Raw genomic sequence first — 19722 nt, 5'->3', positions numbered from 1 at the left:
AACAACGTCCCCCAGCTTACGCCGAGCAAACGTCATTGCGTCTCATTCATTTGCTGTGCTTCAGAGTAATAACGACCCGCCGGTTGGGCTCTTCGCCTTTACTGTAAGTTTTGACCTCCGGGTGATCCTGAAGTTTGGAATGAATCACTTTGCGCTCCTGCGGCGACATCGGCTCGAGCGTAACCTCTTTACGCGTTCGAACGACCCGTCCGGCCAATCTGACGGCGAGCTCCTCCAGCGTTTTTTTCCGGCGTTCCCGGAAGTTTTCGGCATCGAGCACGATGCGGATGAAGCTGTCGGAATAACGGTTAGCGATAATATTCGCCAAATATTGCAGTGCGTCGAGGGTTTGCCCTCTCCGCCCGATCATTAATCCCAAATCATGGCCCGAAATGTTAAGCACGGTATGGTCTTTGCCATGGGCGACTTCAACCTTGACGTCCAAGCCCATGTTCTCGCCGACCTCCCGGATGAATGACGCCGCCTCCGCATAAGGATCCTTCTCGCCGACTACGGTCTTCTCTTCCATGACGGAAGCAGACGAACGAGGCGCCGAAGCGGTCTTATTCGGGGTGGGTACGGATGCAGGTGCCGGTTGTTCAAGCAAAGTAAGTTCTACCTTCGCTCCCTTCACCCCTATCAGTCCCAGGAATCCTTTTGACGGCTGCTCCAACACGTTCACGGCGACTTTGTCCTCGGTGGTGCCGAGCTTGGCCAATCCTTGTCTTACAGCATCTTCAATGGTTTTTCCCGACGTCACGATTTTATTCATTTCGATTTTTTGGCCTCCTTGGCACCCTTACCGGGATGACCGGCTTTTAGATTGGAGCCGCCCCGCTTCTTCCCGGAACCGGAAGAAGAACCGCCGCCTCCGCCTGCCGTAACGGCAGCCGCAGCCAAAGCCGGATCTTTCTTGCGGTAGATAAAGAAGTTTTGCGCGATCGTGTACAAGTTACTGAAGATCCAGTACAACGGCAACGCTGCGGCGAAATTGTACGCCATGACAAAAATCAAAATCGGATAGACCCACATCATAAACGCCATTGGGCCTTGCATACCTTGCGGGTTCATGTTCGACATCATCTTCGTTTGGATGAACGTCGTCAATGCCGCGACCGCCGGCAGGATGAACAATTTATCAGGTTCCCCGAGCTGCAGCCACAAGAAGGAATGCTCCCGGATCGCCGAGTTGTAATAAATCGAGTTATACAGCGCAATGAACACCGGCATCTGGATGATCAACGGGAAGCAACCCGCCATCGGATTGACCTTGTGTTCCTGGAATAGCTTCATGGTCTCCTGCTGTTGTTTCTCCGGATTATCCTTAAACTGCTCGCGGATTTTCTGGAGCTGCGGCTGAATCGCCTGCATCGCCTTGGAGCTCTTCACCTGCTTCAGGGTCAACGGCAGGATCAACGTCCGCACGATCAGCACCATAATTAAAATCGCTACGCCATAGGCTCCGTTAAACCAATCTGCAAACGCATCCAGCGCTAGTGAGAAATAATACACCACGTTTGCGGTCCACCACGAACCAGTTGCCCTCATATCTTCCGTCGTGGTTGCCTGGCGAGCATTCTGCGGTGCGCAGCCGGCAAGAACCGCTACCATCACGACCGCCAGAAGGAGAAGAAGCCATCTTCTTCGGTTAGTCATCAATCGCGACACTTCAAAACCCCTCTCTTAACCTATCCATTCAACGTAAATCATAACATATTTGAAGGGACAAAGAAACAAGCCTGCCTAACGCCCGGGAGCCCGCAGCAGCGAAGCTTTTCGAAGCACATGGAGCACGCTTTTTTCGAGGTCCTTATATTCCATTCCGACGGCCCCGTTCCGCACGATCAGGATCAGGTCGACATGGTCGCGGATTTCCGCCTCATGCAGCCGGACGATCTCCTTCAACATGCGCCGCATCCGGTTGCGGACGACGGCGTTTCCGATTTTTTTGCTGGCCGAAACCCCCAGCCGAAAGCGTTCGATATCCGGTTTATTGGACCAGTATACCACCAGCTGGCGATTCGCGAAGGACTTGCCGAACCGGTAGATTCGGTTAAAATCGGCGCGGTTTCTCAAACGAAGTTGTTTATGCACGAGCTATCTCCTTGATTCGAACTTCCATATTATTATAGACCAAACGTCGCCGTACTATCGGGAAGGGACCGAGTATAAAAAAAAGACCACCGCGGTGGTCTTTACGCACGCTTTACGCACTCAGTACTTTTCTGCCTTTGAGACGACGAGCAGCGAGAACCTTGCGGCCGTTTTTCGTGCTCATTCTTTTGCGGAAACCGTGAACCTTTTTACGTTTGCTCACATTCGGTTTGAAAGTTGGTTTCATCTATCGCACCCCCTTACAGGATTATCATTATCTGTATGTTTACCATTTTCATATCCACAGAAAATGCCTTTATACATTTAACCACACCGCCTAGGAAAAGTCAACCGGACTTCCTTCCTCCATACTTCGGTTTTCACCGGGTATACCTTATACACAATCCACAGCTTTCTCCCTAAAAAAACACGCTCCCGTTTTCCACAACCCGCCGAGAAACTCTTCGCATATAAGTTATGCACATGTGGAAAAGTATTTTTAACTGCCGGGACTGCCTAAGAAGCGCTTTCACGAAAAAGGTTTACAGCCGATTCGAATCGGAGTATATTCAAATCGTAAGTTGTATACAAGTATACAGAAGTGAAAAGAGGTGCTTCTTTCGATGAAATTAGGCATGATTGGGCTTGGAAAAATGGGCTTCCATCTCGTTCTGAATCTGCTGGAGCACGGACATGACGTTGTGGCCTACGACATGAATCCGCAATCCGTAAAGGGCGCGGCCGAGAAAGGCGCGGTTCCCGCCGCCAGCCTGAAGGAGCTCGTCGCTTCAATGGAAACGCCACGACGGATTTGGGTGATGGTCCCGGCCGGCGCCCCGCTGCGATCGGTAGTCGATACGCTGACTCCCTTGCTGGAACCGGGAGATATCGTTATCGACGGCGGAAATTCGCATTACAAAAACTCGCTGGAGCTATCGGAGCAACTGGCGGCCCGGAAAATCCGATTCCTCGATGTCGGCACCTCCGGCGGCGTCGAAGGCGCGGAGCAAGGCGGCTGCTTCATGATCGGCGGCGAAGAAGAAGCTTTCCGGCTGATGGAGCCGATCTTCCGGGATATCGCCGTTTCCGGCGGATATCTGTATGCCGGTCCGTCCGGCAGCGGCCATTTTCTCAAAATGGTCCATAACGGGATCGAATACGGCATGATGCAAGCGATCGCCGAAGGCTTCGAACTGCTCGACAAAAGCCCGTATGACTACGATTTTGAGCAGGTCGCCCGGGTATGGTCGAACGGTTCGGTCATCCGCAGCTGGCTGATGGAGCTGACGCAGAACGCGTTTGCCAAAGATCCGAAACTGGAAGGCATCCGCGGCGTCATGCACTCCTCCGGCGAAGGCAAATGGACGGTGGAGACCGCGCTGGATCTGCAAGCGAATGCACCGGTGATCGCCATGTCGCTGTTCATGCGATACCGTTCGCTCCAGGAGGATACCTTCCACGGCAAGGTCGTCGCAGCTCTGCGCAACGAGTTCGGCGGTCACGCGGTAGAATCGTCCAAATAATCCGCTGGAAATTCAACAAAACCTTGCAGCGAGTTTCCCCATCCGACGAAATTCATGCTATGATCGAAGTATTTAGGTTTCCACGATCATCAAGCGGGATGACATCCCTTGGAATAGGAGAAATATCGCATGCAATACCCTTCTTCCTGGTTAAAAGGCAGTTCGCTCGGCGAGACGATCGCCGCGGAACTGCGGCTGCAAATCATCGCAGGCACCATCAAACCGGGCGCCGTCCTGTCGGAAAACCGCATCGCCGCGGATTTCGGCACGAGCCGCTCCCCGGTTCGCGAGGCGCTGAAAACGCTGTCCGGCGAAGGACTGATCACCCTTCAGCGCATGGGTGCCGTCGTCAACGGCCTGAGCCTGCAGGACGTCGACGAATTATACGATGTCCGTTATCTGATCGAAAGCTTCGCCTCGCAGCAGGTAGCGGAAGATCCCGAAGCGTTGATCGCTCCGCTCGCGCAAATCATCGACAAAATGGAACTGGCCGGCAAACACCGGGACATTGTGGAATTCGCCTATCAGGATCTCTGTTTTCACGAGACGATTATTGCGGGAGCCAAGCATACGCGCATCTTGCATCTATGGACCAGTATCCGCCAAATCGTGATGACGGTAATGCTGATTACGACACGCGAGGTTTTATCGCAGGACGAGGACAAGATCGATTATGTGATCGGCAAGCACCGCAAGCTGCTGGAGGGATTAAAATCCCGCGATGCCGGAATCATCGGACGCAATGTGGAGGAATACTTCGCCGACTCACACCGCACGCTTCATACGAGCATCCCCCAATAATCAGATAAAGGACGGGACCCCGGACCCTTTTGGCTGATTTTGTTGTCGACAAGTATACAATTATCAATTCCTGTGGATTTTGATCATAATAACAGGGTCCATTCCCATCAATTCAAAATGAAAGCGCTGCACTCTTGCGCAATTACATCAAGTTAAACGAAATATGAGGAGGAATCGCTTTGGATACTCTCTTTGGCATGAGTCATAACGCTACGTTATTGTTCTGGACGCTGCTCACCATCGTGTTCTTGATCGTACTGATTTCCAAATATAAATGGAATCCCTTCGTAACGCTGCTTATTTCCGCGCTGTTGCTTGGTCTTCTGGCCGGCATGAAGCCTCTGGACGTGGTCAGTTCCATCACCGGCGGTCTCGGGGGTACGCTGGGCACGATTGCGATCGTCATCGGGCTTGGCACCATGCTGGGCAAAATGATGGCCGAATCCGGCGGTGCGGAGCGCATCGCGACCACGCTGGTGGACCGGTTCGGCGAGAAAAGAGTGCACTGGGCGATGATGCTCGTCGGCTTTATCGTCGGGATCCCGGTATTTTTTGAAGTCGGCGTCATTTTGTTGATTCCGATCGTCTTTACGGTCGCCAAAAAAACGAAAATGTCCCTGTTGCAAATCGGCATTCCGATTTTGGCCGGTTTGTCCACCGTACACGGACTCGTTCCGCCGCATCCGGCGCCGATGATCGCCATCGATGCCTACGGGGCGGATCTGGGCCGGACCATTTTGTATTCGATCCTGATCGGCTTACCGGTGGCCATTGTGGCCGGCCCCCTGTTCGGTAAGTTCATCGGCAAGCGGATCGTGTTGGAACCGCCGGCCGAGCTGGCCGAGCAATTCGCCGTTAAAGGCGAACGCAAGCTGCCGGGGTTCGGCATCACGCTGTTTACGATTTTACTGCCAGTCATCCTTATGCTGATCGGCTCCATCGCCGATATCCTCGACCCGGAGGCCACTCGCCCGGTCACGCTGTTCTGCGAATTTATCGGCCACGAGATCATGGCGCTGCTCATCGCCGTCGTGTTCTCCTTCTTCTCGCTCGGTTATAGCCGCGGCTTCAGTAAGCAGGATCTCTCCAAATTCACGAGCGAATGCTTGGCACCGATTGCAGGCATCGTGCTGATCATCGGGGCCGGCGGCGCGTTCAAGCAGGTGCTGATCAACAGCGGCGTCGGCGAATCCATCGCGCAAATCGCAACCGGCGCGCACGTCAACGTCATTCTCTTCGCCTGGTTCGTGGCGGCCTTAATCCGTGTGGCTACCGGTTCGGCAACGGTTGCGATGACGACGGCGGCCGGCATCGTGGCGCCCGTGCTGGCTTTGACCCCGGGAGCCAATGTCGAACTGGCCGTCCTCGCCACCGGCGCCGGCTCGATCGTGCTTTCCCACGTCAACGATGCCGGATTCTGGATGGTGAAGGAATTCTTTAATATGACGGTGCCGCAAACCTTGAAGTCGTGGACCGTCATGGAAACGCTCCTGTCCGTCGTCGGTCTGGCGTTGATCCTCGGGCTGAGCTTTATTTTCTAAGGCAAAACTCATTACAATGGAAATATGAAAATTGACGTAGAGAGAAGGTAGGTTATGGGTACCGTAACGCATATGATCGGCCTGGATATCGGGACGACCAGCACCAAGGCCGTGTTGTACGAACGCAGCGGCCAGGTGATCGCCACGGCGAATGAGGAGTATCCGCTGTATACTCCCTCCGCTTCCGTGGCCGAGCAGGATCCCGAGGAGATTTTTGCCGCGGTGGTCGCGGCGGTGGGTCAAGTCATGAATAGCAGCGGGATCGCTCCGGAACAGGTCGGCTTCGTCTCGTTCAGTTCGGCGATGCACAGCGTCATCCCGCTGGACGGCACAGGCAAACCGCTGATGCGCTGTCTCACCTGGGCGGACAACCGCAGTGCGGATTGGTCGGAGAAGCTGAAGAACGAGCTCGGCGGCCACGAGATTTATCTGCGTACCGGCACGCCGATCCACCCGATGTCCCCCCTGACCAAGCTGCTGTGGCTTCGACATGAGCGGCCGGAGCTTTTCGCGCAAGCCCGCAAGTTCGTTTCGATTAAGGAATACGTCTTCCTGAAGCTGTTCGGAGAGTATGTCGTGGATTATTCGATCGCCTCGGCCACCGGCCTTATGAATCTGGAGCGCCTAGATTGGGACGAAGAAGCCCTGCAGGTCGCCGGTATCACGCCGGAGCAGCTGTCGAAGCTCGTGCCAACGACGCATGTCATGCAAGGCTTGGCAGCCAACTATGCCAACGCCATGGGACTCGCTCCCTCCACTCGCTTCGTCATTGGCGCCAGCGACGGCGTCCTGTCCAATCTCGGGGTCGATGCCATCGACCCCGGCGTCGTCGCCGTCACGATCGGCACCAGCGGTGCGATCCGCACCGTCGTCGACCGTCCGAGAACCGATCCCAAAGGCCGGATCTTCTGCTACGCGCTGACGGATAAGCACTGGGTGATCGGAGGGCCGGTCAACAACGGCGGGGTGATTTTCCGCTGGGTGCGGGACGAATTCGCCGCTTCCGAGGTGGAGACGGCGAAACGGCTGGGGATCAGCCCGTACGACGTGCTGACCAAAATCGGCGAGCGCGTCCGTCCCGGCGCGGACGGGCTGCTCTTTCACCCCTATCTGGCCGGCGAACGGGCTCCGCTGTGGAATCCCCATGCGCGCGGCTCCTTCTTCGGGCTGACGCTGCATCATCAGAAGGAGCACATGATCCGGGCCGTGCTGGAGGGCGTGATTTACAACCTGTACACAGTGCTTCTGGCGATGGAAGAGCAGATCGGCCGCCCGCAGAAAATCCAAGCGACGGGCGGCTTTGCCCGCTCTCCGCTATGGCGTCAAATGATGGCCGATATCTTCGACCAGCAGGTCGTCATCCCGGAAAGCTTTGAGAGCTCCTGCCTAGGAGCCGTGGTACTTGGTTTGTATGCCTTGGGCGAAATCGATTCCTTCGATATCGTCAAAGATATGGTCGGCGGCACCCACGAGCACACGCCGATCCCGGAGCATGCGGCGATTTATAAGCAGCTGTTGCCAATCTACATCCGTATTTCGCGCAAATTGGAGGAAGATTACGAGGCAATCGCCAAGTTCCAACAGCAACAGGCCGAACTGTAATACGCTCAGTCTCAATCTAAAAAATCCGACCGTCCTTAAAGGGCGGTCGGATTTTTATTTTGCCGGGACGAAGACGAGAACGAACTTTACTAAGCCGGCCGGTTGATTTATGCACATCCGATTTCGAAGTTTGGGCTTTCTTGTAATAACTTGTGAATAGTTTTTTTGGGATTGTGGAGCTCCCTGTCGAATTTTAAACAATTTATAAACAATATGTAGTGGTGTGAATGATATTTATGCACAAATTATTGAATTTGTGGATAAAAGCAGACAGCTCATTGAAAAACAGGCCTTCTTTTGCTATGATTATATTGTTTTCGTTGTGAATATCTAGATTTATCCGCTGATTTATTAACAGGCTGTGGATAACATTGTGAACAATTCGAAAATTTATCGTTTTAAAATGATTATACTTTACTTAACATTGGGGATAAAACTCCCCTTTATTTATGTTTTTTCGACTTCTTTCTGCATGGCTTAAGCCACAATTGGAAGATTTAAAAGGAGTGACAGTCTGTGGACAGCCATACTTCGGAAATATGGCAACATATTTTATCGATTATTAATACGAAACTGAGCAAACCGAGCTTTGACACCTGGTTTAAAGCGACCAAGGTGGTCTCCTTGACCGATCAAACGATCGTGATCTCCGCTCCGACCACGTTCGCTGTGGAATGGTTGGAGAGCCGCTACACCAAACTGGTGGCAACGACCGTTCTCGAGGTGATCGGCAAGCAAGTCGACGTCTCATTCGTGATCGAGGAGTCGGCCCCGCCCGAGCAAGCTCAGGTTTACAAGGAACCCCCCGCTCCCGTCCCAAGCGAGGAAAGCGTTTCCCATATGCTTAATCCGAAGTATACGTTCGATACCTTCGTCATCGGTTCCGGCAATCGGTTTGCCCATGCCGCCTCCCTGGCAGTCGCCGAGGCACCGGCGCGGGCGTACAATCCGCTGTTCCTCTATGGCGGCGTGGGACTTGGCAAGACGCATCTGATGCATGCCATCGGCCATTACATTTTGGAACACAGCCCCAGCAGTAAAGTCGTGTACATTTCCTCCGAGAAATTTACGAACGAATTCATCAACTCCATCCGGGACAACCGCGCGGAAAGCTTCCGCAACAAATACCGCAACATCGATATTTTGCTGATCGACGACATCCAGTTTCTCGCCGGCAAGGAATCGACCCAGGAGGAGTTCTTCCATACGTTTAACGCGCTGCATGAAGAGCGCAAGCAGATTATCATTTCCAGCGACCGGCCGCCGAAGGAGATTCCGACGCTCGAGGAGCGGCTCCGCTCCCGGTTCGAATGGGGCTTGATCACCGACATCCAGCCGCCGGATCTGGAGACCCGGATCGCGATTCTGCGCAAGAAAGCGAAAGCGGAAAACCTCGATATCCCGAACGAAGCGATGATGTACATCGCCAATCAGATCGATACAAACATCCGCGAGCTGGAGGGCGCGTTGATCCGCGTCGTCGCCTACTCTTCCTTGATCAACCAGGACATAACGACCCATTTGGCCGCCGAAGCGCTCAAGGACATCATTCCTTCCAGCCGTCCGAAGATGATCACGATCCAGGACATCCAGCAAAAGGTCGGCGATTACTACAATTTGAAGCTGGACGACTTCAAGGCACGCAAACGAACGAAGGCGATCGCGTTTCCGCGGCAAATCGCCATGTATCTAGCCCGGGAGCTGACCGATTTCTCGCTGCCGAAGATCGGCGACGCGTTTGGCGGCCGGGACCATACGACGGTCATCCATGCGCACGAGAAAATCACCCAGCAGTTGAAGACGGACCAAGAGCTATTTAAAATCGTCAACAACATTACCGAAAAAATAAAAAGTGCCACCTGAATAAGGGATAAGCCTATGCACATGATATTCACATGTGGATAGGCTTCATTTCATATTGATTTGGTTGTTATCCACATATTCAGTGCCCCTACTACTTCTTCTAATCTATTAAAGATATATACATCTTCATAAGTGGCGGACAAGCTTTCGCTTCGGGAAGCGCTGAACTGCCGCACTTGTCCAACCGAAGAAGAAGATTGAAGCGCCTCAAACCGTACATACCTTTAGGTTATGCTTCGGAGGCGAAGATTATGACGGTTACATGCTTCCGGAGCGATGAAGTGAGTTAGATCGCCATGTTAATCATAGAAGCGCATGCTTCATAAAACGTTTAGGAGTTGAATTTATGAAAATCCGTATTTTGAAACATGATCTCAATGAATCGATCCAACACGTGTCCAAGGCCATTTCGAGCCGGACGACGATTCCGATTTTGACCGGGATCAAACTGGACGTTAACTTTCAAGGGATGACCCTGACGGCCAGCGATACGGACATTTCCATTCAGGCCTTTATTCCGGCCGAGGATCAAGAGAAGCAAATCGTACAGGTAGAACGTCCGGGCAGCGTCGTCCTGCCGGCGAAGTTCTTCGTTGAGATCATCAAGAAACTGCCATCCTCCGAGATCGAAATGGAAGTGCAGGACGGGTTTCAAACCTTCATCCGTTCCGGATCGACCGATATCCAAATGGTGGGTCTTGACCCGGAGGAATTCCCGGTGCTGCCTAGCATCGAGGAGAACCAGGTGATTTCGATTCCCGGCGATTTGTTGAAAAATATGATTCGGCAAACGGTATTCTCCATTTCCACCAACGAAACTTCGCCGATTCTGACCGGCGTATTGTGGAACCTGACGGATAACCAATTCAAATTCGTCGCGACGGACCGCCACCGTTTGGCCAGCCGCATCGCAGGCTTGGACGACGCCGATGGCGTAAGATTCAGCAACATCGTTATTGCCGGCAAAACGCTGAACGAGCTCAGCAAAATCATTCCCGACCAAAATACGCGGGTCGAAATCGTCGTTGCCGACAATCAGGTTTTGTTCAAAATCGATCGCGTGTTGTTTTATACTCGCATTCTCGACGGCACTTATCCGGATACTTCCAAGATTATTCCGACCACTTATAAAACAGAACTCGTCCTGGACACCAAGAAGCTAAGCGATTCGATCGACCGCGCTTATTTGCTGTCCCGCGAGGAGAAGACGAACATCGTTCGCCTGCAGACGCTCGAAGACGGCACGATCGAAATTTCCTCCAGCTCCTCCGAGCTGGGGAAAGTAACCGAACAGCTGGACGTGGCCCAGTTTACGGGGGATCCGCTGCGCATTTCCTTCAACTCGAAATATATGCTGGACGTGCTGAAGGTCGTGGAAAGCGAACAGTTGCACATCGGGTTTACGGGCGCCATGAGCCCGATCATCATTAAGCCGGTAGACGACAGCCAGAGCCTTTATCTGATCCTGCCATACCGCACGACGAACTAGACCGCTTTAGAAGATGAAAAAGGAGCCAACGCCAATGAAAATAATTTCCATCTCAAGCGAATATATTAAACTAGATTCTTTCCTGAAGCTGGCGGATTGCGTATCGACCGGAGGCATGGCCAAGGCCATCCTGCAGGATGGCGCCGTGAAGGTCAATCGCGAGCCGGAGGAGCGGCGGGGCCGGAAGCTGTATCCGGGCGATATCGTTGAGGTGGAAGGTTGCGGCTCATTTCAGGTGGCGGGAGAAGATGCTCCCTGAATGGCCCTGACCGGGCCGAACCGCCGAAAAACCGGCGGAAGATGAGGGGGCTTAGAGCGTGTTTGTAAATCGTTTATCGCTGCAAAACTACCGGAATTACGGCACCCTTACGCTGGACGCTTTCGGCGCGGTTAATCTCATCATCGGACGTAACGCCCAAGGGAAAACAAACCTGCTCGAGGCGTTGTTCGTGCTTGCGCTGACGAAATCGCACCGGACCGGCAAAGACAAGGAGCTGATTTCGTTCGGCAGCGACCATGCGGTGGTATCGGCGGAGGTAGAGAAGAAGTACGGCGCGGTACAACTGGAGCTGCGATTGACGCCGCAGGGCAAGAAAGCGAAGCTAAACGGGCTGGAACAGCGGAAGCTGAGCGATTTTATCGGGGCGATGAACGTCGTGATGTTCGCTCCCGAGGATTTGGAAATCGTCAAAGGAACTCCCGGGGTACGGCGCCGGTTCCTTGACATGGAGATCGGACAGGTTCAGCCCAGCTATCTCTATCATTTGCAGCAGTATCAGAAGGTGCTGATCCAACGCAATAATTTGCTGAAGCAGGCTTGGGGGGCCGGCCCCGAAATGACGACGATGCTGGACATTTGGAACGAACAGTTAGTCGAACACGGTGTTAAAATTATCAAAAAAAGGAAACAATTTATAAGTAAACTGCAAAAGTGGGCGGAGCACATTCACGAGGGGATCACCGGAGGCGGCGAAACCTTGAAATTGGCTTATCTTCCTTCGTTCGGCGAAGCCGAGGAAGAAGATGAAGCTGTCCTATTGCGGCAATTTATGATAAAGTTATCACAAATGAAAGATCAGGAAATTCGCCGCGGCATGACGCTTTGCGGACCGCACCGCGATGATCTGTCGTTTATTATCAACGGCAACGAAGCGCAGGTTTACGGCTCCCAGGGCCAGCAGCGGACGACGGCATTATCGTTGAAATTGGCGGAAATCGAGCTCATTCACGAAGAAATCGGCGAATACCCGATCCTCCTTCTGGATGACGTATTGTCGGAATTGGACCCGTACCGCCAGACCCAATTGATCGAAACGTTTCAGAGCAAAGTGCAGACGTTCATTACGGCTACGGGGATTGAAAGCATCAATGCGAGCCGGCTTCAGGACGCCAGCATTTTTCATGTTCAGGAAGGACAAGTCCAAGGTTAAGGACGGAGGGAAACGAATGTATATCCATTTGGGCGGAGAAAAGGTGATTCTCTCCTCGGAGCTGATTGCCATTTTCGATATCACGATCGAGAAGTCTTCAAAAATATCCAAGCAGTTTCTCAGCCATGCGCTTGAGGCAAAGAACGTGGTGCGCATCGGCGAAGAGGAAGCGAAGTCGATCGTCGTGACCCAAAACGAGATCTATTACTCGCCGATCTCCTCCGCTACGCTGAAGAAGAAAGCGAACGTGATTTTAGCGGTTTAGCCTTGAGTTTGATTCTAGAGAAGTAGGTGAAGGTTTTGTCAATGAACGAACAAACATATGACGAGAGTAATATTCAGGTGCTTGAAGGTTTGGAAGCGGTACGCAAACGGCCGGGGATGTACATCGGTTCGACCAGCGTACGGGGCCTGCATCACCTGGTATGGGAAGTCGTAGACAATAGTATCGACGAAGCGCTGGCCGGCTATGCGAACAAAATCGACGTTTTCGTTCATCCTGATAACAGCGTAACGGTAGTGGATAACGGCCGGGGGATTCCGGTCGGCATGAACGAAAAGCTGCAGAAGTCAACGCTGGAAGTCGTCATGACCGTGCTCCATGCCGGGGGCAAATTCGGCGGCGGCGGATATAAAGTGTCCGGGGGCTTGCATGGCGTGGGCGTGTCCGTCGTGAATGCCTTGTCGACGAAGGTCATCGTTGAGGTCAAGCGGGATGGGCATGTGTATCAGCAGGAGTACCATCGCGGCACGCCTCAATACGATGTGCGGGTTATCGGCGATACGACCGAAACGGGAACGAAAACGAGATTTTATCCGGATCCTGAAATTTTCACGGAGACGACGATTTTTGATTTCAATACCCTGTTAACGCGGATTCGCGAGCTGGCCTTCTTGAACAAAGGCATCAACATTTCATTGACGGACGAACGGACGGGTCATAGCGAGTCGTTCCATTACGAAGGCGGCATTATGGAGTATGTCCGCTTCCTGAATCATAACCGTGAAGTGCTTCATGAGGATCCCATTTACGTCGAAGGACAGCGGGACATGATTCAGGTTGAAGTCTCGCTGCAGTACAACGACAGCTATACGGAAAATATTTATTCCTTCGCGAATAACATTCATACGCATGAAGGCGGGACGCACGAGTCCGGCTTCAAGAGCGCCTTGACCCGGATCATTAACGATTATGCCCGCAAGACCGGCATGATTAAAGAGAACGATTCGAACCTGACCGGGGATGACGTCCGGGAGGGATTGACGGCGATTATTTCCGTCAAAATTCCGGAACCGCAGTTCGAAGGACAAACGAAAACCAAACTGGGCAACAGCGAAGTCCGCGGTATCGTGGAATCGCTGTTCGCGGAGAAGCTGCAGGAGTTCATGGACGAGAATCCTTCCGTATCCCGGCGGATCCTGGAGAAGTCGCTCCAAGCCTCGCGGGCACGGGAAGCGGCTCGGAAAGCGCGCGAACTGACGCGGCGCAAGAGCGCGCTCGAAGTCAGCGCCTTGCCAGGCAAGCTGGCGGACTGCTCCTCCAAGGACGCTTCGATCAGCGAACTGTATATCGTCGAAGGGGACTCGGCGGGCGGATCGGCGAAGCAAGGACGGGATCGTCATTTTCAGGCGATTTTGCCGCTTCGCGGGAAGATTCTGAACGTCGAGAAAGCACGGTTGGACCGCATTCTCGGCAATGCCGAGATCCGGGCGATCATCACGGCGCTCGGTACCGGGATCGGCGAAGAGTTTGATATATCGAAGGCGCGGTACCACAAGATCATCATCATGACCGATGCCGACGTCGACGGTGCGCATATCCGCACCCTGCTGTTGACCTTCTTCTTCCGCTACATGCGCAAGATCATCGAAGCGGGTTATGTTTACATCGCACAGCCGCCGTTGTTCAAAATCGAACGGAACAAAGTGGTTCGTTATGCCGGCTCCGAGAAAGAACGCGATGAAATCATCGCCGAATTTGGCGAAGGCGTCAAAGTTAACGTTCAGCGGTACAAAGGTCTGGGCGAGATGAACGCGGAACAGCTTTGGGAGACGACGATGGATCCGGAGAGCCGCACGATGCAGCAGGTATCGATTTCCGACGCCATCCAGGCGGACGCGATTTTCGATACGCTGATGGGCGATAACGTCGAGCCGCGGCGCGATTTCATTCACGAGCACGCGAAGTACGTAAAGAATCTCGATATCTAAGTTTACATGAGAAGCGATATAGAAAAGGCTGTTCTAAACTGACCGAGGGGTTCCTTCGGCAGATTCGGAACAGCCTTTTTCCTATTTCGCCTTGGCGGATTTGTCCTTCAACCGGCCGTAAGCAACGGCGTAACGCCGAATTTTTTGGTAGACCTCTTTCGGATGCAGCATTTTGAAGGGAAATAGAGCCGGCTTCGTATTGACCTCCAGAATCCAGATTTGATGCTGCTCATCGATGGCGATATCCAGGCCGATTTCCTTAAGTTTAGGAAACTTGCGGGCCAGTTGAAGCGCTGCCTGTACGCCGACCGATTTCATTTCCTTGTATTTCTCGGCAAATTCTTTGGGGGTTAAATGGGAACTGAGCAAATCTTCGATCAGCATGACGCTGCCGCCCCCGTGATAGTTGGTGATGACCTTCTGCTGGGCGGCGATTCGTCCGATAAACCCGGTGGTCTCCCAGGTTTTGCGCGGCGTCTGTTGCACGAGAGCCCGAATATCGAACCTGCGGCGGCGGTAGGTGAGCAATTGGATGCCCTTTTGGATCAAGTAAGGCTTTTGTCCGATTTTACCGACCAGCGCGGCATGAAGCTCCTCCACCGTCGGGTACAGCTCGTATTCGATCCCGTGCCTGAGCTTATACTGGAGCGGGCTTCCGGGGCTCAGATCGTCCGTCCAATGCTCGATGCTCATGACGCCGATGCCGTAGGTGCCGTGATCCGGTTTGACGAAGACATAGCCGTATGCCTCCAGCATATCCCGGAGATGCTCGAAGGAGTATTTTCGCGTATCCGGAATGTATGGACGAAGGGATTCCTTCTGGCGGATCACTTTCGTTTTCTCCCACTTGCTTGCGATACGTTGGATCGTCAAAACGATTAACCTTCCTTTCTTTCGGACCGTGGCCGGCCCGTTCTCATCCCTGCGAAAAACATAGGACAGAAGAGAAAAACAATGGTATAATTATAAGATATGGGGATTTTATAAGCTTTTTCAGCGATTCAAAGAAAATGCCTATATCCGTAGTGTATGAACGTACGATTCGATGGGAGTGGACACATCCCTATTTTTTTGCTGTCTATATGGATCGTGTAGGAAAGCCGGTCACGTTTAATTGAGCTTGATTTGTGAAAGTAATATAATGAAAGTGGCGGTTTTTCGGGCTTTTTCCCATACGAAGGCACGTGGATAGATTATGAAGGAGGTCCAGCATGGCGGAAGAAAAATTCTCTCAAATCATAGATCGGGACATTAATGTGGAAATGCGCGAGTCCTTTATGGATTATGCCATGAGCATTATTGTCAGCCGTGCGTTGCCGGATGTGCGGGATGGTCTGAAGCCGGTGCATCGCCGTATTCTCTATGCGATGTCGGATTTGGGGATGCATCCGGACAAACCGTTCAAGAAATCGGCCAGAATCGTCGGTGAAGTTATCGGTAAGTATCATCCCCACGGGGATTCCGCCGTTTACGAGACGATGGTGCGTATGGCGCAGGATTTCTCGATGAGATATATGCTCGTCGAAGGCCATGGCAACTTCGGTTCGGTCGACGGCGATATGGCCGCAGCGATGCGGTATACCGAAGCACGGTTATCCAAAATCGCAATGGAAATGCTGCGTGACATCAACAAAGAAACGATCGATTTCATGCCGAACTACGATGGCGAAGAACAGGAACCGGTTGTGCTTCCTTCCCGCTTCCCGAACCTGCTGGTGAATGGGGTATCGGGGATCGCGGTCGGGATGGCAACGAACATTCCGCCCCACAACTTAGGGGAAGTCATCGACGGGGTCCATGCTTTGATCGAGAACCCCGACATAAGCTCGCTGGAATTGATGGATTATATTAAAGGCCCGGATTTTCCGACGGCCGGTTATATTTTGGGTCGCTCGGGGATCCGCCAGGCTTATACGACAGGACGCGGCTCGATTACGATGCGGGCCAAAACCACGATCGAGGAGCACAATAACAAAGCCCGGATCGTCGTGGAGGAGCTTCCTTATCAGGTCAACAAGGCCCGTTTGGTCGAGAAAATCGCCGAGCTCGTTCGCGAGAAGAAAATCGACGGCATCACCGATTTGCGCGACGAATCAGATCGCAACGGGATGCGCGTGGTCATCGAGCTTCGCCGGGATGTCAATCCGAACGTCGTGTTGAACAACTTGTTCAAGCATACGGCGCTGCAAAGCTCGTTTGGCATTAACATGCTGGCCATCGTCAACAACGAACCGAAGATTCTGACGCTGAAGGACGTCCTAAGCCATTATTTGAAGCACCAGGTTGAGGTTGTTCGCCGGCGTACGGAATTCGATTTGAAAAAAGCCGAAGCCCGGGCGCATATCCTGGAAGGCTTACGGATTGCCTTGGATCATATCGACGAGGTCATCGCCTTAATCCGGGGATCCAAATCGGATGAAGAAGCTCGCGAAGGCTTGATGACTCGTTTCGGACTCAGCTTCGAGCAGGCGCAAGCGATTCTCGATATGAGACTCCGCCGGTTGACCGGTTTGGAACGCGAGAAGATTGAGGACGAATATAACGAATTGCTGCAGAAGATCGCCGAATACCGCGAGATCCTTGCCAATGAACACCTTGTGCTCAAGATTATCGGCGAAGAGCTGCAGGAAATTCGCGAGAGATTCGCCGATGAACGCCGCACGGAAATTACGATCGGCGAAGAGAGCATCCTTGACGAGGATTTGATTCCTCAAGAAGAAGTGGTCATTACGATCACGCATACCGGCTACATCAAACGGTTGCCGGTCACGACGTACCGCAGTCAGAAACGGGGCGGACGCGGCGTTGTCGGGATGGACACCAAGGATAATGACTTCGTGGAGCATCTGTTCGTGACGAACTCCCACCATTACCTGATGTTCTTTACCGATCGCGGCAAAGCCTACCGGCTGAAGGCATACGAGATTCCGGAGCTGGGCCGTACCGCGCGGGGGACGCCGATCATCAATCTGATCCAGATCGAGCAGGGCGAGACGGTTAACGCAGTAATTGAGGTCGAGCGCTTTGACGACGATAAGTACTTGTTCTTTGCCACGAAGAATGGCATCGTGAAGAAGACGCCGATCGAAGATTATATCAATATCCGCAGAGGCGGTTTGATTGCCGTTAACCTGCGTGAGGACGATACGTTGATCGACGTGAAGCTGACCGACGGTAATGAGGAAGTTATCATGGGCACAGCGCAAGGCATGTCAATCCGGTTCCCGGAAAGCGACGTACGTTCCATGGGCCGGGCGGCAACCGGGGTCAAAGGCATCACGTTGGATGACGACGACGCGGTCATCGGCATGGACGTGGTCATTCCGGGCCAAGACGTGCTGATCGTTACCGCTAAAGGTTACGGCAAGCGGACGCCAGTCTCGGAATACCGTACGCAAAGCCGCGGCGGTAAAGGGATCAAAACGATCAACGTGACGGAAAAGAACGGCACGGTTGTCGGACTGAAGGTCGTTAAGGATGACGAGGACCTGATGATCATTACCGCAAGCGGTACGCTGATCCGGACGAGCATGGAGGGCATCTCCACCATGGGACGGAATACGCAAGGCGTGAAGCTGATCAACATCCGCGAGGATGATTCCGTGGCGACGGTTTGCCGCTCGGACAAGAGCGAGGAAGAGGATTCAGAGGGAGACAGCGAGCTCTTGCAGGATCAAGACCAAGCGATTGAAGACAATGGCGCGGAATCCGGACAGGATGGCGCCGAAGAATAACTCGATAGCATAGCAAGATCAAGACTCCCGGACTCCCGTTTCGGGGGTCTTTTTTTGCCTTCTTTTTACCCGCGAAAAAGAAAGATTGCTAGCCATTTTGCCAACGTACTATAATAGAAATAGCGGTCTCTAGTTCTTTGTTCCTAGAAAATGTAAAATTGAAGAGACTCGGAACCCTAGTCTTACCCTAAGGAGAGAGTAAAGGATGGTTAGTATCTCAATCGCGGATGTCAAACCGGGAGTTAAGTTGATGAGTCACGTTTATAGTCCATTGGGCGGTCTTTTGCTGCAAAAGGGCAAGGTTTTGCTTCCGAGAGATTTGGATATCCTACGCGCCTTTATGGTCCGACAGGTTGAAGTCGATGATTTTGCGGTTCCCGAGCGGAAGGGAGCAGAGGCTACGGAATCGCCGAAGCCAGCTTCGGGCACGACAGCGGCGGCGGCGGGAGCCGCCAAACCGGAGGGGATCAGCCCATTAATCTCGCTGCACCGCGAGTATGACCGGATGCTGCATCTAACGAAAAGCGCATTTCAATCCGTATTGGCCGCAGAACTGCCGATCTACGAGCTCCGTCACCAACTAGAGGCGCTCGTGCGCCAGTTGAAGCATTATCATGTGCTGACGTTTATCCCGCGCAATATGAACGAATACGACTATATGTATCACAATGCTATTCTCACCTCCTTGACTTCCTATCTGCTGGCCCAGTGGCATGGGTTGCCCCAGAAGGATTGGATGCAGGTGGCTTTTGCCGGGTTATTGCATGATATCGGGAATACGAAAATCGATCCGGCAATCCTGTATAAGCCGACCCAGTTAATGGCGGACGAAGCTGAGGAAATGCGGATGCATACGACCTACGGTTATCAGCAGTTGCGCAAAACGGCAGCGATTAATGAGGGCGTTCGGCTGACTGCGCTGCAGCACCACGAGAAGATGGACGGTAGCGGTTATCCGTTCCGTTTGACGGGCGACAAAATTCATATCTACGCGAAAATCGTAAGCGTTGCGGATATCTTCCATGCCATGACGCTGAATCGTCGATACCGTAAAGCGAAATCTCCTTATTTGGTTCTGGAGGAAATTCGGTCTGAGGCATTCGGGAAACTTGATCCCGGCGTTGTCCAAACCTTCGTTGATAAGGTCACCCAATTTCATCATGGGACGCGGGTCCGTCTAAGCAATGGGAGCGAAGGGGAGATTGTATTCTCCGATCGAAATCATCCTACGCGCCCCATGGTATCGGTCCAAGGGCAAATCGTCAATTTGATCGTGGAGAGACAACTGCATATCGAGGAAGTTCTTTCCTAGGGTTGATTTTTGGGATCGATTCGGGGTATATTATTACTTACCCGCTGAGATTTGCGAGACGATGAGCCATAAACTTGGAATTCATTGGTTGAATAAAAAGTCTTGCAATATTCGCTCGAGGG

17 protein-coding genes are annotated in these 19722 nt (G+C 52.8%); 12 read left to right on the top strand and 5 right to left on the bottom strand.

Going from position 1 to position 19722, the window contains the following annotated elements:
• Nucleotides 1–46: 46 nt before the first annotated feature.
• The 4 genes from jag to rpmH form a co-directional block, all read right to left on the bottom strand.
• The gene (gene jag / locus MJ257_RS15545) at nucleotides 47–772 is read right to left on the bottom strand and encodes an RNA-binding cell elongation regulator Jag/EloR (protein ID WP_240270101.1); all 726 of its coding nucleotides are present in this window, start codon (nucleotides 770–772) and stop codon (nucleotides 47–49) included.
• A complete protein-coding gene (locus MJ257_RS15540; RefSeq protein WP_240270100.1) occupies nucleotides 769–1668 on the bottom strand; it encodes a YidC/Oxa1 family membrane protein insertase in 900 nt (299 codons plus the stop codon). Before MJ257_RS15540 ends, jag begins: the two co-directional genes overlap by 4 nt.
• Before the next feature lie 75 nt (nucleotides 1669–1743).
• Nucleotides 1744–2094, bottom strand: a complete 351-nt coding sequence (gene rnpA / locus MJ257_RS15535; protein ID WP_240270099.1) for a ribonuclease P protein component — start codon at nucleotides 2092–2094, stop codon at nucleotides 1744–1746.
• A gap of 112 nt (nucleotides 2095–2206) precedes the next feature.
• Nucleotides 2207–2341 (bottom strand): 50S ribosomal protein L34, encoded by a 135-nt coding sequence (gene rpmH, locus MJ257_RS15530; RefSeq protein WP_009223341.1) that lies wholly within the window; start codon nucleotides 2339–2341, stop codon nucleotides 2207–2209.
• 376 nt (nucleotides 2342–2717) lie between these two features.
• On the opposite strand from rpmH, the gene gnd reads away from it, so the two are divergent.
• The 10 genes from gnd (at nucleotide 2718) to gyrB (ending at nucleotide 14554) form a co-directional block, all read left to right on the top strand.
• Nucleotides 2718–3617: a phosphogluconate dehydrogenase (NAD(+)-dependent, decarboxylating) gene (gene gnd / locus MJ257_RS15525; RefSeq protein WP_240270098.1), complete on the top strand. Its 900-nt coding sequence runs from the start codon at nucleotides 2718–2720 to the stop codon at nucleotides 3615–3617.
• Between the two features lie 129 nt (nucleotides 3618–3746).
• A complete protein-coding gene (locus tag MJ257_RS15520; protein ID WP_240270097.1) occupies nucleotides 3747–4418 on the top strand; it encodes a GntR family transcriptional regulator in 672 nt (223 codons plus the stop codon).
• Nucleotides 4419–4597: 179 nt separating this feature from the next.
• Nucleotides 4598–5959, top strand: a complete 1362-nt coding sequence (locus MJ257_RS15515; protein WP_240270096.1) for a GntP family permease — start codon at nucleotides 4598–4600, stop codon at nucleotides 5957–5959.
• A 54-nt stretch (nucleotides 5960–6013) separates the two neighbouring features.
• Nucleotides 6014–7561, top strand: coding sequence for a gluconokinase (gene gntK, locus MJ257_RS15510; protein ID WP_240270095.1), 1548 nt, complete (start codon nucleotides 6014–6016; stop codon nucleotides 7559–7561).
• 516 nt (nucleotides 7562–8077) lie between these two features.
• Nucleotides 8078–9424, top strand: a complete 1347-nt coding sequence (gene dnaA, locus MJ257_RS15505; RefSeq protein WP_178020857.1) for a chromosomal replication initiator protein DnaA — start codon at nucleotides 8078–8080, stop codon at nucleotides 9422–9424.
• Nucleotides 9425–9770: 346 nt separating this feature from the next.
• Nucleotides 9771–10913: a DNA polymerase III subunit beta gene (gene dnaN, locus MJ257_RS15500; protein ID WP_240270094.1), complete on the top strand. Its 1143-nt coding sequence runs from the start codon at nucleotides 9771–9773 to the stop codon at nucleotides 10911–10913.
• Nucleotides 10914–10947: 34 nt separating this feature from the next.
• The gene (gene yaaA, locus MJ257_RS15495; protein WP_240270093.1) at nucleotides 10948–11172 is read left to right on the top strand and encodes a S4 domain-containing protein YaaA; all 225 of its coding nucleotides are present in this window, start codon (nucleotides 10948–10950) and stop codon (nucleotides 11170–11172) included.
• A 58-nt stretch (nucleotides 11173–11230) separates the two neighbouring features.
• The gene (gene recF / locus MJ257_RS15490; RefSeq protein ID WP_240270092.1) at nucleotides 11231–12343 is read left to right on the top strand and encodes a DNA replication/repair protein RecF; all 1113 of its coding nucleotides are present in this window, start codon (nucleotides 11231–11233) and stop codon (nucleotides 12341–12343) included.
• A 16-nt stretch (nucleotides 12344–12359) separates the two neighbouring features.
• Complete coding sequence (gene remB, locus MJ257_RS15485; protein ID WP_068784306.1) at nucleotides 12360–12608, top strand: extracellular matrix regulator RemB; 249 nt, start codon at nucleotides 12360–12362, stop codon at nucleotides 12606–12608.
• A 41-nt stretch (nucleotides 12609–12649) separates the two neighbouring features.
• Entirely contained in the window at nucleotides 12650–14554 is a 1905-nt protein-coding gene (gene gyrB, locus MJ257_RS15480; RefSeq protein ID WP_240270091.1) for a DNA topoisomerase (ATP-hydrolyzing) subunit B, read from the top strand.
• Between the two features lie 81 nt (nucleotides 14555–14635).
• Here the strand turns inward: gyrB and MJ257_RS15475 are convergent, their stop codons facing one another.
• On the bottom strand, nucleotides 14636–15427 hold the full coding sequence (locus tag MJ257_RS15475; protein ID WP_240270090.1) for a YheC/YheD family protein: 792 nt from the start codon (nucleotides 15425–15427) through the stop codon (nucleotides 14636–14638).
• A gap of 338 nt (nucleotides 15428–15765) precedes the next feature.
• Here MJ257_RS15475 and gyrA point away from each other — a divergent pair, with 338 nt between their 5' ends.
• Both gyrA and MJ257_RS15465 read left to right on the top strand, forming a co-directional pair.
• Nucleotides 15766–18288 (top strand): DNA gyrase subunit A, encoded by a 2523-nt coding sequence (gene gyrA, locus MJ257_RS15470; protein WP_240270089.1) that lies wholly within the window; start codon nucleotides 15766–15768, stop codon nucleotides 18286–18288.
• Between the two features lie 205 nt (nucleotides 18289–18493).
• Nucleotides 18494–19600 carry an HD-GYP domain-containing protein gene (locus MJ257_RS15465; protein WP_240270088.1) on the top strand — a complete coding sequence of 369 codons (1107 nt, stop codon included), beginning with the start codon at nucleotides 18494–18496 and terminating at the stop codon, nucleotides 19598–19600.
• The last annotated feature ends 122 nt before the right edge of the window (nucleotides 19601–19722 follow it).

Source organism: Paenibacillus timonensis, assembly GCF_022427145.1.
Classification (GTDB): domain Bacteria; phylum Bacillota; class Bacilli; order Paenibacillales; family Paenibacillaceae; genus Fontibacillus; species Fontibacillus timonensis.
This window is presented reverse-complemented; position numbering and strand designations above follow the sequence as displayed.

Coding starts and splice junctions, on each gene's coding strand:
- jag (WP_240270101.1), bottom strand. CDS start 772: ATGAATAAAATCGTGACGTCGGGAAAAACCATTGAAGATGCTGTAAGA.
- rpmH (WP_009223341.1), bottom strand. CDS start 2,341: ATGAAACCAACTTTCAAACCGAATGTGAGCAAACGTAAAAAGGTTCAC.
- gnd (WP_240270098.1), top strand. CDS start 2,718: ATGAAATTAGGCATGATTGGGCTTGGAAAAATGGGCTTCCATCTCGTT.
- MJ257_RS15520 (WP_240270097.1), top strand. CDS start 3,747: ATGCAATACCCTTCTTCCTGGTTAAAAGGCAGTTCGCTCGGCGAGACG.
- gntK (WP_240270095.1), top strand. CDS start 6,014: ATGGGTACCGTAACGCATATGATCGGCCTGGATATCGGGACGACCAGC.
- dnaN (WP_240270094.1), top strand. CDS start 9,771: ATGAAAATCCGTATTTTGAAACATGATCTCAATGAATCGATCCAACAC.
- yaaA (WP_240270093.1), top strand. CDS start 10,948: ATGAAAATAATTTCCATCTCAAGCGAATATATTAAACTAGATTCTTTC.
- remB (WP_068784306.1), top strand. CDS start 12,360: ATGTATATCCATTTGGGCGGAGAAAAGGTGATTCTCTCCTCGGAGCTG.
- gyrB (WP_240270091.1), top strand. CDS start 12,650: ATGAACGAACAAACATATGACGAGAGTAATATTCAGGTGCTTGAAGGT.
- gyrA (WP_240270089.1), top strand. CDS start 15,766: ATGGCGGAAGAAAAATTCTCTCAAATCATAGATCGGGACATTAATGTG.
- MJ257_RS15465 (WP_240270088.1), top strand. CDS start 18,494: ATGGTTAGTATCTCAATCGCGGATGTCAAACCGGGAGTTAAGTTGATG.